Annotated in this window: 12 protein-coding genes; 9 read left to right on the forward strand and 3 right to left on the reverse strand. The window is 70.9% G+C overall.

Going from position 1 to position 13,992, the window contains the following annotated elements; all coding sequences use genetic code 11:
* Positions 1 to 45: 45 nt before the first annotated feature.
* Complete coding sequence (locus ACY34M_RS13195) at positions 46 to 573, reverse strand: gamma carbonic anhydrase family protein (protein ID WP_462717789.1); 528 nt, start codon at positions 571 to 573, stop codon at positions 46 to 48.
* Between the two features lie 144 nt (positions 574 to 717).
* On the opposite strand from ACY34M_RS13195, the gene ACY34M_RS13200 reads away from it, so the two are divergent.
* Entirely contained in the window at positions 718 to 1,461 is a 744-nt protein-coding gene (locus ACY34M_RS13200) for an acyltransferase (protein WP_462717790.1), read from the forward strand.
* Positions 1,462 to 1,485: 24 nt separating this feature from the next.
* On the forward strand, positions 1,486 to 2,847 hold the full coding sequence (locus ACY34M_RS13205) for an MFS transporter (protein WP_462717791.1): 1,362 nt from the start codon (positions 1,486 to 1,488) through the stop codon (positions 2,845 to 2,847).
* A gap of 306 nt (positions 2,848 to 3,153) precedes the next feature.
* Here ACY34M_RS13205 and ACY34M_RS13210 read toward each other — a convergent pair whose 3' ends face one another.
* Entirely contained in the window at positions 3,154 to 4,026 is an 873-nt protein-coding gene (locus tag ACY34M_RS13210; RefSeq protein WP_462717792.1) for an EamA family transporter, read from the reverse strand.
* A 112-nt stretch (positions 4,027 to 4,138) separates the two neighbouring features.
* Here ACY34M_RS13210 and ACY34M_RS13215 point away from each other — a divergent pair, with 112 nt between their 5' ends.
* Together ACY34M_RS13215 and ACY34M_RS13220 are read left to right on the forward strand one after the other, a co-directional pair.
* The gene (locus tag ACY34M_RS13215; RefSeq protein ID WP_462717793.1) at positions 4,139 to 4,711 is read left to right on the forward strand and encodes a helix-turn-helix domain-containing protein; all 573 of its coding nucleotides are present in this window, start codon (positions 4,139 to 4,141) and stop codon (positions 4,709 to 4,711) included.
* A 43-nt stretch (positions 4,712 to 4,754) separates the two neighbouring features.
* The gene (locus tag ACY34M_RS13220) at positions 4,755 to 5,315 is read left to right on the forward strand and encodes a YbaK/EbsC family protein (RefSeq protein WP_462717794.1); all 561 of its coding nucleotides are present in this window, start codon (positions 4,755 to 4,757) and stop codon (positions 5,313 to 5,315) included.
* Between the two features lie 15 nt (positions 5,316 to 5,330).
* Here ACY34M_RS13220 and ACY34M_RS13225 read toward each other — a convergent pair whose 3' ends face one another.
* Positions 5,331 to 6,320, reverse strand: coding sequence for a LacI family DNA-binding transcriptional regulator (locus tag ACY34M_RS13225; RefSeq protein ID WP_462717795.1), 990 nt, complete (start codon positions 6,318 to 6,320; stop codon positions 5,331 to 5,333).
* Positions 6,321 to 6,535: 215 nt separating this feature from the next.
* Between ACY34M_RS13225 and ACY34M_RS13230 the strand changes: the two genes are divergently transcribed.
* The 5 genes from ACY34M_RS13230 (at position 6,536) to ACY34M_RS13250 (ending at position 13,989) form a co-directional block, all read left to right on the forward strand.
* Positions 6,536 to 7,432, forward strand: coding sequence for a carbohydrate ABC transporter permease (locus tag ACY34M_RS13230; RefSeq protein WP_462717796.1), 897 nt, complete (start codon positions 6,536 to 6,538; stop codon positions 7,430 to 7,432).
* A 5-nt stretch (positions 7,433 to 7,437) separates the two neighbouring features.
* Entirely contained in the window at positions 7,438 to 8,367 is a 930-nt protein-coding gene (locus ACY34M_RS13235) for a carbohydrate ABC transporter permease (protein ID WP_462717797.1), read from the forward strand.
* Positions 8,368 to 8,432: 65 nt separating this feature from the next.
* Entirely contained in the window at positions 8,433 to 9,770 is a 1,338-nt protein-coding gene (locus tag ACY34M_RS13240; protein ID WP_462717798.1) for an ABC transporter substrate-binding protein, read from the forward strand.
* 39 nt (positions 9,771 to 9,809) lie between these two features.
* Entirely contained in the window at positions 9,810 to 11,861 is a 2,052-nt protein-coding gene (locus tag ACY34M_RS13245) for a beta-galactosidase (protein ID WP_462717799.1), read from the forward strand.
* 97 nt (positions 11,862 to 11,958) lie between these two features.
* Positions 11,959 to 13,989 (forward strand): RICIN domain-containing protein, encoded by a 2,031-nt coding sequence (locus ACY34M_RS13250; protein WP_462717800.1) that lies wholly within the window; start codon positions 11,959 to 11,961, stop codon positions 13,987 to 13,989.
* Positions 13,990 to 13,992: the final 3 nt, after the last annotated feature.

Raw genomic sequence — 13,992 nt, forward strand, 5'->3', positions numbered from 1 at the left:
TCCGGGGCGGAGCCCCGTGACCGCAACCCCGCCACCGGTGAGCGACTACTGGTGCGCCTCCCGATGCACCTTCGCCAGCTCCACGTAATGCGTCCCGTTGAGCGTGACCATCTCCCGCTCCTCGTCGGAGAGCTCGCGCCGCACCTTCGCCGGGACACCCGCGACCAGTGAACCGGGCGGCACGACCATCCCCTGCGGCACCAGCGCCTGCGCCGCGACCAGCGAACCCGCCCCGATCACCGCGCCGTTGAGGACGGTCGCGCCCATCCCGACGAGGCAGTCGTCCTCCACGGTGCAGCCGTGCAGCACCGCGTTGTGGCCGACGGAGACGCGCTCGCCGATCGTCGCCGGGAATCCGGGGTCGACGTGCACGGTGCAGTTGTCCTGGATGTTGCTGTCGGCGCCGAGCGTGATCGGCTCGAACTCGGCACGCAGCACCGCCCCGTACCAGACGCTCGCGCCCGCGCGCAGCGTGACGTCGCCGACCACCACGGACGTCGGGGCGGTGAACGCCTCCGGGTCGACCTTCGGTTCCTTGTCGCCGATCCCGGTGACGAGTGCCTCGTGGGACATGAGGTCTGTGCTCCCTACGTGTCGTACGTGTCATGCATGCGTCGCGCCCACCGAACCGTACCCGCGAACTCCCGTCGTTCTGTGGGGCGAAGATCACAGGGCATCGAGGTGGGGGTGGAAGCTACGCGTGGGTAACGTGTCGCCGTGCCGAACAAGCGGAGTGACAAGGGTGGGCTCGGCCACCGGCTCGTCCAGGCCGGCTGGCGCTGGGCGCAGCGCAAGGGCGCGGTCACCGCGCGGCAGCCGGGCGGGCACCGGTTCGGCGCGATCGGGCACGGTACGAAGCTCGCGTTCCCCCAGGGCACGGTGTTCGGCGAGCCGTGGATCCGGCTGGGCGCGCACTGCATCATCGGGGAGCAAGTGACCCTGACCGCGGGCCTGATGCCGGACCTGGACCTCGGCCCCGACCCCATCCTGACCCTCGGCGACGGTGTCGTGATCGGGCGCGGCAGCCATGTCATCGCCGACACGACGGTGCGGATCGGCAGCGACGTCTACATGGGCCCGTACGTCTACATCACCTCGACCAATCACTCGTACGACGATCCGCACGAGCCCATCGGCAGGCAGTGGCCCCGGATGGAACCGGTCGAGATCGGTCCCGGCTGCTGGATCGGCACCGGCGCCGTGATCCTGCCGGGCGCCCGCATCGGCCGGAACGTGGTGGTCGCGGCCGGGGCCGTGGTGCGCGGCGAGGTGCCCGACCACGCGGTGGTCGCGGGCGCGCCCGCACGCGTCGTCCGCAGCTGGGACGCGGAGTCCGGCTGGCAGCCGCCGCTCAGGACACCGGCGCCGCGGGCGATCCCCGAGGGGGTCACTCCGGACCAACTGCTCGCTCTGTCCGAACTCGACGACGACGCCTGGGACACTGAACCCCGGACCGGATAGATGTAGCGAGCAATCAGGGAAGTCGTGGACAAGAGCGAGACGAGCGGGACGAGCGGGACGAGCGGGACGAGCGACGAGAGCCGGACCGCCGACGAGAGCCGGGCCGCCGAGGGGAGCCGGGCCGCCGACGGCACGGAGGCCGAGGCGAAGCCGCGCGGCTGGCGGCGTTTCGCCATGGACACCCGACCGCTGCGCATCCCCGCCTACCGCCGCCTGTGGTCCTCGACCATCGTCACGGCCGTCGGCAGCCAGCTCACCGCCGTCGCCGTGCCGAAGCAGATCTTCGACATCACCGGGTCCTCGGCGTGGGTCGGCGCCGCGAGCATGGCGGGGCTCGTGCCGCTCGTCGTGTTCGCGCTGTGGGGCGGCGCGATCGCCGACCACATGGACCGGCGCAAGCTGCTCCTGATCACCAACAGCGGCATCGCCGTGACCTCGGTCCTGTTCTGGCTGCAGGCGGTGTCCGGGCTGAACTCGGTGGGCGTGCTGATGGTGCTGCTCGCGATGCAGCAGGCGTTCTGGGGTCTGAACGCCCCGGCCCGCAACGCGTCCATCGCGCGGCTCGTCCCCGCGAGCCAATTGGCGGCGGCGAACGCGCTGGGCTCGACGGTGATGCAGACGGGCCAGGTGGTCGGTCCCCTGCTGGCAGGCGTCCTGATCCCCGTCATCGGGCTGCCCGAGCTGTACCTGATCGACGCGCTCGCGCTGTGCGTCACCGTGTGGGCGGTGTACCGGCTGCCGGCCCTGCCGCCGCTGGCCGCGGTGGCGGCGAAGCGGGCGGGGGTGCGGGCGATCGTCGACGGCTTCCGCTACATGTCCACCCGCAAGGTGCTGCTGCTGTCGTTCCTCGCGGACATCATCGCGATGGTGTTCGGCATGCCGCGCGCGCTGTTCCCGCAGCTCGCCGCGGAGACGTACGCGCCGTACGGGGAGGGGCTCGCGCTCGGGCTGCTGTTCGCGGCGATTCCGATCGGGGCGGTGGTCGGCGGGCTGTTCTCCGGGACGTTCTCGCGGGCGAAGCGGCACGGGTGGATGGTGATCGGGGCGATCGTGGCGTGGGGCCTCGCGATCACCGGGTTCGGGCTGAGCGGGAATCTGTGGCTCGCGGTCGTGTTCCTCGCGGTGGCGGGGGTCGCGGACATGGTGTCGATGGTGTTCCGCGGGGCGATCCTGCTGTCCGCGGCGACGGACGAGATGCGTGGGCGGATGCAAGGGGTGTTCACGGTGGTCGTGGCGGGCGGTCCGCGACTGGCGGACGTCCTGCACGGCTCGGCGGGCTCGGCCTTCGGCGCGCAGCCGGCGGTGGCCGGCGGCGGCCTGCTGGTCGTCGTGGCAATGCTCTCCCTGGCCTTCACGGTCCCCGCCCTCCGCCGCTACCGAATCTGACCTGTGCCCCGCATTCGGTTGCGCGGCACCGTGCGCCGCCTTGGGCAAATCAAGCCCCTGCAGGGGGCACCTCCCAGCGGTAGCTGGGGGAGATTGAGCAGCGGGGTCCGGGGCAGGGCCCCGATCTTTGAAGCCCCGTCGGCGATCGGGGCGCGGGCTCCGGGGCAGGGCCCCGAGTCTTTCGAGCCCCGTCGGCGATCGGGGCGCGGGCTCCGGGGCAGGGCCCCGAGTCTTTCGAGCCCCGCCGGCGATTGAGGCGCGGGGTCCGGGGCGGAGCCCCGTGGGTGCAACCACGGGTGGGTGACATCAACCCGTGGCCAACAGCACCGTCCCCACCAACGCCAGCCCCGCCCCCGCGGCCTGCACCCCACGAAGCCGCTCGCTCAGCACCCCGCGCGCAGCCAGCGCCGTAACGATCGGATACAAGGACGCCAGCACCGCCGCCACCGTCACCGGCCCCTCCTGAGCGGCCAGCGCATACGTCCCGTTGGCCGCCACATCCGCAAGCCCCACAAACGCGAGCGCCGGCAACGAGGCCCGCACGAGCCCCCACCCGCCCTCCGCGGCAGCGGGCCGCACGGCACCCCCACGCCGCGCGGACACCCGCAGCGCGGCCCCGCCCGCCACGACATTCGTCACCCGCTGCACGAACAGCGCGAGGAACAGCCCGGTCAGCGTCGTCGACGCCTCCGCGATCAGCGCCATCACCGCGCCGAAGCCGAACGCCGCGAGCAGCGTCAGCAGCACCGCCTGCCGCTGCACGGGCTCCCCCCTGAACTGCGGCCCGCCCGCGAGGACCACGCCCGCGACGGCGACCAGGATCCCGGCGAACTGCAGCAGCCCCGGCCGCTCGCCGAGCACCAGACCGACCCCGACCGGCACGGCGACGCCGAGCGAGCCGAGCGGCGAGACGACGCCCATCGGGCCGAGGGCGAGCGCCTTGTAGAAGGCGAGCATGGCGACGGGCCCGACCAGCCCCGCGGCGACGGCGAACCACAACTGCGGTCCCGCTTCGGAGAAGGCGCCCGTGGCGAGCACGATCGCGCCGAGCACGACGACGGTGATCGTCTGCGAGACGACCACCACGGTGAGCGCGGGCGTCCGTCGCGTCAGCAGCCCGCCGCCGAAGTCGGCCAGCCCCCACAGGAGGGCGGTGGCCAGGGCGAAGAGTGCTGTCATGCCGGACCTCGCAGTACAGTTTGCTGGACGCTTTGGTGCACCACACCGTAGTCCAATGAACTGAACGCTGTCATCCAAAATATTGAACCCTGATCCCTATCCTGGATGGAACGTGGCGGACCTCGATCTCCTGAACCAGGCACTCGCGCGCAACGTCAAGCACTGGCGGGCCGAGCGCGGATTCACCCTCGACGCGCTCGCCGGCCGCGCGGCCGTCAGCCGCGGCATGCTCATCCAGATCGAGCAGGCCCGGACGAACCCCAGCATCGGCACCGTGGTCAAGATCGGTGACGCGCTCGGGGTCAGCATCACCACGCTGCTCGACTACGAGCAGGGGCCCAACGTCCGCATCGTGACGGAGGACCAGGCGGTGCGCCTGTGGCACTCGGAGGCGGGCAGCTACAACCGGCTGCTGGCCGGGACCGAGTCCGAGGGCCCGCTGGAGATGTGGGACTGGCGGCTGGTGCCCGGCGACGGCAGCGACTCCGACCCGCACCCGCAGGGCACCGTCGAGCTGGTCCATGTCACGGCCGGTGTGCTGACCCTCGTCGTGGACGGCGCCGAGCACACGGTGCCCACGGGGGCGAGCGTCTCGTTCGAGGCGAGCACCGCGCACTCCTACCGCAACGACGGCACCGGGGACCTCGAAATGATCATGGCCGTATCGGTGCCTTTCGTACGCTGAGACGCCCGGTCGCCGGGCGCGCGGTGGCTGTTAGCGTGCCGCCATGCGCGCACCCATCGGCACCTTCGACCACGTACTCGCCGCCCCCGAGGCCCTCGACCTGCTCACCCGGCCCGTCGCCGACGCCGTGCGCGACTGGCGCGGCACGGTGCCCGCGCGGGACCTGATCCACGTCGACACCGACCCCGAGTGGGCCGACACGGCGACGTTCGTCGAGCACTACGGGCCCGAGCTGCTCGACGCCTCGGCGAACTGCGTCGTCGTCGCGGGCAAGCGGGGCGGCGAGACGACCCTCGCGGCCTGCGTCGTCCCGTCCGCGACGAAGCTCGACGTGAACGGGGTGGTGCGGCGTCAACTCGGCGCCCGTAAGGCCTCGTTCGCCCCGATGGACACCGCGACCGGCGAGTCCGGCATGGAGTACGGCGGCATCACCCCGATCGGCCTGCCCGCCGACTGGCCGGTCCTCGTGGACGCGGCCGTCGTCGACCTCCCGCACGTCCTCATCGGCAGCGGCACCCGCCGCGGCAAGCTGATCGTGCCGGGCAAGGCCCTGTCCGAACTCCCGGGCGCCGTGGTCGTCGAGGGGCTCGGCATCGCGGTCTGACGTGCGCGCCGCGGGTCACCCCCGCCGCGCCGCCGCCGTGCTCTCCCGCACCACAAGGCGCGTCGGCACCAGTGTCGTGCCCCGCTCCGCCTCGCTCTCGCGCACCTGGCGCAGCGCGCTGTCCACGCAGCGGCGGCCGACCTCGGCGAAGTCCTGGTGGACCGTGGTGAGCGGGGGCTGGAACGAGCCGGAGTCGGGGATGTCGTCGAAGCCGATGACCGAGACGTCCTCGGGGACCTTGCGGCCGCGCTCCTCCAGGGCCCGCAGCAGGCCGAGCGCCATCTGGTCGTTCGCCGCGAACACCGCGGTGCAGTCGGCCTGTTCGGCCAGGCGCAGGCCCGCGCGGTAGCCCGACTCGGCCGACCAGTCGCCCCGCACCGGCGGTGGGACCGCGCGGCCCGCGGCCTCAAGTGCCGTGCGCCAGGCGTCCGTTCGGCGCTGGGCCGCGTACGAGTCGGAGGGGCCCGCCAGATGCCAGACCGTGCGGTGGCCCAGGTCGAGGAGGTGGCGCACCGCGTCGCGGGTGCCGCCCGCCTGGTCCGTGTCCACCACCGCGTATCGGTCGCCGGCGTCCGAGTCCGCGACGACGACCTTCACGTGCGGCGGCAGCGTGAGGCTCGCCGAGTCGAGGAGGTGGACCTCCATGATGACGATGACCGCGTCCACCGCCAGCTCGCCGAGCCGTGAGAACGCGCCGCGCACCTCGTCCTGCGTGGGCACCGCGACCGGGAGCAGCGTGACCGCGTAGCCCTCCTGTGCGGCCGAGGTGGCGATGGCCTCCAGTGTGCGCATGTTGCCCGTCGTGGACAGCGTGAACGTGATGACGCCGATGGTGCGGAAGTCGCCCCGTTTCAGCGCGCGCGCCGCGCTGTTGGGCCGGTAGCCGAGCTCCTTCATCGCGGCGCGGACCCGGTCGCGCGTCTCCTCGTTGACGCCGGGGAAGCCGTTCGAGACGCGGGAGACCGTCTGGGACGAGACGCCCGCGACCCGGGCGACGTCAGCCATCGACGCGTTCTGTGTCCGGCGCCTGCCGCCCTGCGGGGCGCTCTCCTTGGTTGTCACCGTGTCCCTCACCGACTCTTGACCGTCGTCCTCGGGGCAGTGTAGACATGCCGCCACCGAATGTTTACGTAAACATAACAGCTGTCGGGTCCTTCACGCCCAAGGATGTTTACGCAAACATCGCGACCTGTGACGCATGGACGAGTGAGGGACGCGAGATGACCACGCTGCAACCGCCGGTCGCCGTGAGGCGGCGCCGCTCGTGGACGGGCTGGGGGTTCATCGGCCCCTTCGCGCTCGTCTTCGCCCTGGTCTTCCTGGCGCCGCTCGCGTACTCGGTCTATCTGAGCCTGTTCCGTACACAACTCATCGGCGGCACCACCTTCGTCGGCCTCGACAACTACCAACAGGCCTTCCAGGACGGCCGGTTCTGGGACGGGGTGCTGCGCGTCGGCCTGTTCCTGCTGATCCAGGTGCCGGTCATGCTGGGCATCGCCCTGCTCGTCGCCCTCGCGATCGACAGCGGCCGCCTCTACGGCAAGGACTTCTTCCGGATCACCGTCTTCCTGCCCTACGCGGTCCCCGCCGTCGTCGCGACCCTCATGTGGGGCTTCATGTACGGCACCCGCTACGGCCTGGTCGGCGACCTGGGCGACGCCTTCGGCACGAAACTGCCCGACCCGCTCTCCGCCGACCTGGTCCTCGCGTCCATCGGCAACATCGTGACCTGGGAGTTCGTCGGCTACAACATGCTGATCTTCTTCGCCGCGCTGCGCGTCGTACCGCATTCGCTGTACGAGGCGGCCGAGATCGACGGCGCCGGACAGTGGCGCGTCATCACGGCCATCAAGCTCCCGGCGATCCGCGGCGCCCTCGTCATCGCCACGATCTTCTCGATCATCGGCAGCTTCCAGCTCTTCAACGAGCCGGCGATCCTCCAGAAGCTCGCGCCGAACGCGATCACCACGGACTACACGCCGAACTTCTACACGTACTCGCTGTCCTTCGCGGGCCAGCAGCAGAACTACTCCGCGACGGTCGCCATCGTCATGGGCGTGATCACGATGATCGTCGCCTACGTCGTCCAGCTGCGCGGCATGCGCAAGGGAGCGTGAGCGCGATGACCACCACCACGTCCGTGCGGTCCACGACACCGCTCAAGCCCGCCGCCCCGCGCCTGCGCACCGTACGGCGGCGCACCGCCGGCCGCCCCCGGCGCAGCGTCCCGCTGACCGTGCTCACCGGGGTCGTCCTCGTCTACAGCCTGCTGCCGCTGGTGTGGCTCGTGATCAGCGCCACCAAGTCCCCGCAGGGCCTTGCCCGTTCGTTCGGCCTCTGGTTCGACGGCGACTTCGACCTCTGGCACAACATCGGCGCGACCTTCACGTACCAGGACGGCGTCTTCGGCCGCTGGCTCCTCAACACCCTCCTGTACGTGGTGGTGGGCGCGGGCGGGGCCACCTTCCTCGCGGTCCTCGGCGGGTACGCGCTCGCCAAGTTCGCCTTCCCGGGCAAGCGCGCCGTGTTCGCCGTCGTCATCGGGGCGGTCGCGGTGCCGGGCACGGCGCTCGCCGTGCCCACGTTCCTGATGTTCAGCAAGATGGGGCTCACCGACACCCCGTGGGCCGTCGTCATCCCCTCGCTGATCTCGCCGTTCGGCCTGTATCTGATGTGGGTGTTCGCCACCGAGGCGATCCCCGCCGAACTGATGGAGGCCGCCCGCATCGACGGCGCGAGCGAGCTGCGCACCTTCTTCCAGGTCGCCCTGCCGCTGCTCGCACCCGGCACCGTCACCGTCCTGCTCTTCACCACGGTCGCGACCTGGAACAACTACTTCCTGCCGCTGATCATGCTGAAGGACCCCGACTGGTATCCCCTCACGCTCGGCCTCGACTCCTGGAACAAGCAGGCGCAGACGGCCGGTGGCGACGCCATCCCCCATCTCGTGCTCACCGGCTCGCTGCTCACCATCGTGCCGTTGATCGCCGCTTTCCTGCTGCTCCAGAAGTACTGGCAGTCCGGCCTCTCCGCCGGAAGCGTCAAGGAGTAGGCGCAGCCGCGCAGTTCACCCCCCGCATGCCCCCTGCCCGACCACGACGAAGTGGAAGCACGCCCATGCCCCAGCACTCCCGCCGCGTTCTGCGCGGCATCGGTCTCCTCTGCGCCCTCGCCCTCGGGGCCACCGCCTGCGGCGGCTCCGATGACGACGCCGCCGACAAGAAGGTCGGTTCGGCCGACATACAGTCGGCTCTCAAGAAGGGCGGCACCGTCACGGTGTGGGCGTGGGAGCCCACCCTCAAGCAGGTCGCCGCCGACTTCGAGAAGAAGTACCCGAAGGTCGACATCAAGCTGGTCAACGCGGGCACCAACAACGACCAGTACAAGGCCCTGTCGAACGCGATCTCGGCGAAGAAGGGCGTCCCGGACGTCGCGCAGATCGAGTACTACGCCCTCGGCCAGTACGCCCTGACCAAGCAGTTGGACGACCTCAAGCCGTACGGCGCCGAGGAGCTGGCCGACTCGTACTCGCCCGGGCCGTGGAACTCGGTCAAGTCCGGCGACGGCGTCTACGGACTGCCCATGGACTCCGGCCCGATGGCGCTCTTCTACAACAAGAAGGTCTTCGACAAGCACAAGATCGCGGTCCCGACGACGTGGGACGAGTACGTCGAGGCCGCCCGCACGCTGCACAAGGCCGACCCGAAGGCGTACATCACCAGCGACGTCGGGGACGCGGGCCTGACCACCAGCCTGCTGTGGCAGGCCGGCTCGCACCCGTACAAGGTCGACGGCACGAAGGTCGGCATCGACTTCACCGACGCGGGCGCCAAGAAGTACACCGACACCTGGCAGAAGCTGATCGACGACAAGCTCGTCTCGCCCGTCACCGGCTGGACCGACGACTGGTACAAGGGCCTCGGTGACGGCACCATCGCCACGCTGCCCATCGGCGCCTGGATGCCCGCCAACTTCGCCTCCGGTGTGAAGGGCGCCTCCGGCGACTGGCGCGTCGCCCCCCTGCCGCAGTGGGAGAAGGGCGCGCACACCAGCTCCGAGAACGGCGGCAGCTCCCTCGCGCTGCCCGAGCTCGGCAAGAACAAGGAGCTCGCCTACGCGTTCGTCGAATACGCCAACTCCGGTGCCGGCGTGCAGACCCGCGTCAAGAACGGCGCGTTCCCGGCCACGACGAAGGACCTGAACTCCTCGTCGTTCCAGAACACCGAGTTCCCGTACTTCGGCGGTCAGAAGGCCAACAAGATCTTCGCCGAGTCCGCGAAGAGCGTGCCCACCGACTGGAAGTACCTGCCGTTCCAGGTGTACGCCAACTCGATCTTCAACGACACCGTCGGCAAGGCGTACGTCTCCTCGGCCAGGCTCACCGCCGGGCTGAAGTCCTGGCAGGACGCGTCCGTCAAGTACGGCAACGAGCAGGGCTTCACCGTCGAGAAGTAGCGCGCACGGCTTCAACTCCGCATTCCTGGAAGGACGTTCATGGTCGCCCCCCTCACCTCCCGTTTCCCGTACGCGACAAGCTCGGACGGCACCCGGCGCCTCGGCTACGGAGCCGACTACAACCCCGAGCAGTGGTCACGGGAGGTGTGGGCGGACGACATCCGGCTGATGCGTGAGGCCGGGGTCAACGTCGTCTCCCTCGCCATCTTCTCCTGGGCGCGGCTCCAGCCCGTCGCCGACACCTGGGACTTCGGCTGGCTCGACGAGATCATGGACCGGCTGCACGCGGGCGGCATCGGCGTCGACCTGGCCACCGCCACCGCGTCACCGCCGCCGTGGCTCACCGCTGCGCACCCGGAGATCCTCCCCGTCACCGCGAGCGGCGAGACGCTGTGGCCCGGCGCCCGGCAGCACTGGCGGCCCACCTCGCCCGTCTTCCGCGAGCACGCCCTGCACCTCGTCCGCCGACTCGCCTCCCGCTACGCCGACCACCCGGCCCTGGTCGCCTGGCACGTCAACAACGAGCTGGGCTGCCACAACGTCTACGACCACTCCGACGACGCGGCCCGCGCCTTCCGGGCCTGGCTGCGCCGCCGCTACACCACGCTCGACGCCCTCAACGACGCCTGGGGGACGGCCTTCTGGTCGCAGCGCTACAGCGACTGGGAGCAGCTCCTGCCGCCGCGGCTCGCCGCCTCGCACCCCAACCCGACCCAGCAGCTCGACTTCAAGCGCTTCTCGTCGGACGCGCTCAAGGACCATCTCCTTGCCGAGCGCGCGATCCTGCGCGAGCTCACCCCGGACATCCCCGTCACCACCAACTTCATGGTGATGGGCGGCACCAAGGGCATGGACTACGCGGACTGGGCGGACGAGGTGGACTTCGTCGCCAACGACCACTACGTCGTCCCCGGCCCGCAGGACCGCGACGAGCTCTCCTTCTCCGCCAACCTCACCAGCGGCATCGCGGGCCACCGGCCCTGGTTCCTGATGGAGCACTCCACCAGCGCCGTGAACTGGCAGCCCGTCAACGTGCCCAAGAGGCCGGGGGAGCTGGCCCGCGATTCGCTGCTGCACGTGGCGCACGGCGCCGACGCCGTCTGCTTCTTCCAGTGGCGCCAGTCGGCCGCGGGCGCCGAGAAGTACCACTCGGCGATGCTCCCGCACGCCGGGGCCGACAGCGAACTCTTCCGCTCCGTGGTCGAGCTGGGCGGCACCCTCGACGCGCTCGCCCCGATCGCCGGCAGCGTGCGCGAACCCGCCCGTGTGGCGATCCTCTTCGACTGGGACTCGTGGTGGACCAGCGAGCAGGACTCCCACCCGACCTCCCGCCTCGACTACCACCGCGAGGCCCTCGACTGGTACTCGGCGCTCCTGCGCCTCGGGATCCGCGCCGACGTGGTGCCCGCGCACCGCACCGACCTGTCCGCGTACGACGTCGTCATCGCGTCCGTCCTGCACGTGGTGCCGCAGCCGCTGGCCAAGGAGCTGACCCGGTACGCCGAGGGCGGCGGCCACCTCGTCACCACGTACTTCTCCGCGATCGTCGACGAGAACGACCACGTGTGGCTCGGCGGCTATCCGGGTGCGCTGCGCGACGTCCTCGGCATCCGCATCGAGGAGTTCGGGCCGCTGCTCGACGGCGCCACCGTCGACCTGGACAACGGCACCACCGGCAGCCTGTGGACCGACCGGATCTCCGTCACCGGCACGGACGTCGAGGTGCTCGCCGGGTACCGCACCGGCACGTACGCGTCCCGTCCGGCCGTCACCCGGCGCGGCACCGGCCGCGGTTCGGCCTCGTACGTCTCGACCCGCCTCGGCGTCGACGGCCTGACCTTGCTGCTGCCCGAGCTGCTCGCGCCCGCCGGGGTGCGCAGCGAACTCCCGGAGCAGGCGCGGGGGCGGGTCGAGCAGGTCGTGCGGCGCGACGCCGGGCACCGCTACGTCTTCCTGGTCAACCGGAGCGACGAGCGGGTGGCGCTGCCGGGGCCGACCGGTGAGGTGCTCGTCGGGCCGGAGACCGAGGGGGACGGGCTCGTCCTGGAGCCCCGTCAGGTCGCCGTCCTGAGGCAGCCCGTCACCTCCTGAGCCGACGGAGCCCCACCCTCTGAGCCGCATGTCCTGAACACCCCCCATGAACCACCGTTCGGCACCACCGACACCCCACTCACACCGGGAGTACACGTTGGCGCGTTTGACCCGCAGACGGTTCATCGGTATCGCCGCGGCCACGGCCGCTGCCGCAGGAACCCAGATCTCAGCCGCACCGCTCGTCGCCGCGGCCACCGCGGCGACGGTCACGGTCACCCCCGACCCCTCGTACCGGCACGACCGGTTCGAGGGGTGGGGCACCAGCCTCGTCTGGTTCGCGAACGCCACCGGGCACTACCCGGACGAGATCCGGGAGCGGATCGCCGACCTCGTCTTCGGACGGGACGGCCTCGCCCTGAACATCGCCCGCTACAACATCGGCGGCGGCAACGCACCCGACGTGCCCGACTACCTGAGGGCCGGCGGGGCCGTCGAGGGCTGGTGGCAGGCGCCCGAGGGCACCACCCGCACCGATACGGACTGGTGGAACCCCGGCGACGCGGACCACTGGAACGAGGACGCCGACGCCACGCAGCGCTGGTGGGTGGACCGGATCAAGAAGGACATCACCCACTGGGAGACGTTCTCCAACTCCCCGCCGTACTTCATGACGGTCAGCGGATATGTCTCCGGCGGCCTCGACGCGTCGAAGGACCAGCTGAAGGAGGCGTCCGTCGACGATTTCGCCGCCTACCTGGCCGGTGCGACGCGGCGCCTGGAGAAGGCGCACGGCATCAAGGTGAAGACCGTCGATCCGTGCAACGAGCCCAACACGAGTTACTGGGGCACCCAGTTGGGCGCCGACGGGATTCCGACCGGCGGCCGTCAGGAGGGCTGCCACATCGGCCCGGGCCTCCAGCAGAAGCTCGTGCCCGCGCTCGACGCCGCCCTGCGCAAGGCGCGGACCACCGCGGTCGTCTCGGCGATGGACGAGACCAACCCGACGACCTTCGTCACGAACTGGACCGGCTACCCGGCCGACGTGAAGCGGCACGTCGCCCAGATGAACGTGCACACGTACGGCACCGGCGGCCGCACCTCCGTCCGCGATCTCGCCAAGGCCGAGGGCAAACCGCTGTGGATGAGCGAGGTGGAGGGCGACTGGGGCGACGGCCAGTCCTTCACCGACATGCGGCCCGGCCTCGGGCTCGCCCAGCACATCGTCGACGACCTGCGGGAACTGGAGCCCAGCGCCTGGATTTTCTGGCAGCCCGTCGAGGACCTCGACAACATGAAGCCGGGCGGCGAGTCCGCCAAGGGCGGCAACTGGGGCGAGGTCCAGGTCTCCTTCAGCGCCGGCCCCGACGACACCCTGGAGACCTGCCCGGTTCACACGAACACGAAGTTCGACACGGCCCGGAACTTCACCCACTACATCCGCCCGGGCGACCACCTCGTCAAGGTCGACGACACGAACAGCGCGGCGGCCGTCACCCGTGGCGGCAACGGCGCCACCGTCGTGCACGTCAACAGCACCACGAGCACCCGCACGGTGACGCTCGACCTGTCCCGGTTCGCGACCGTACGCCGGGGCGCGACCGTCACCCCGGTCGTGACCAGCACGGACGGCAAGCTGGCGGAGGGGGCGCCGGTCGCGGTGACCGGCCGGACGGCCACCTTCACGGTGCCCGCCCAGTCGGTGACCACGTTCGTGATCGAAGGCGTGTCCGGGGTCGCGAAGGACGCCGCGGAGCTGCGCCAGGGACGGACGTACGAGCTGACCGGTGTGCAGAGCGGCAAGGACCTCACCGTCGCCGACGGCGGGAGCACGCTCGTCATCCGGTCCAAGGCGGGCGCGGCCGGTCAGCGGTGGCGGCTCGCGCGGATCGGCGGCGACGGTCCCGGGAACCGCAGGCGGCACGTGTTCACCAGTGCGGCCGACGGCAAACGGCTCGCCGTCCGCGAGGGTGCGGCGGTCGTCGAACCCGACACGGGCGAGCGGGACGCGGCCGCCCAGTGGATCCTGTCGACGACGGGCGACGGCACGTACACGCTCGTCAACGCAGGTACGGGCCGCCTGATCGAGGTCGGCGGGCAGGCCACGAACGAAGGCGCCTCCGTCGGTACCTGGCAGCCCAACTCCGGCTCCAACCAGCGGTGGCGGGTCACCGACGTGACGTCCTGAATC

It is taken from the genome of Streptomyces sp. EDA2-14 (assembly GCF_054963755.1).

Bases quoted from the DNA above. Each gene is read 5' to 3' on its own strand.
- ACY34M_RS13195 (WP_462717789.1), bottom strand. From the start codon at position 573: ATGTCCCACGAGGCACTCGTCACCGGGATCGGCGACAAGGAACCGAAG.
- ACY34M_RS13210 (WP_462717792.1), bottom strand. From the start codon at position 4,026: ATGACAGCACTCTTCGCCCTGGCCACCGCCCTCCTGTGGGGGCTGGCC.
- ACY34M_RS13220 (WP_462717794.1), top strand. From the start codon at position 4,755: ATGCGCGCACCCATCGGCACCTTCGACCACGTACTCGCCGCCCCCGAG.
- ACY34M_RS13225 (WP_462717795.1), bottom strand. From the start codon at position 6,320: ATGGCTGACGTCGCCCGGGTCGCGGGCGTCTCGTCCCAGACGGTCTCC.
- ACY34M_RS13230 (WP_462717796.1), top strand. From the start codon at position 6,536: ATGACCACGCTGCAACCGCCGGTCGCCGTGAGGCGGCGCCGCTCGTGG.
- ACY34M_RS13235 (WP_462717797.1), top strand. From the start codon at position 7,438: ATGACCACCACCACGTCCGTGCGGTCCACGACACCGCTCAAGCCCGCC.
- ACY34M_RS13240 (WP_462717798.1), top strand. From the start codon at position 8,433: ATGCCCCAGCACTCCCGCCGCGTTCTGCGCGGCATCGGTCTCCTCTGC.
- ACY34M_RS13245 (WP_462717799.1), top strand. From the start codon at position 9,810: ATGGTCGCCCCCCTCACCTCCCGTTTCCCGTACGCGACAAGCTCGGAC.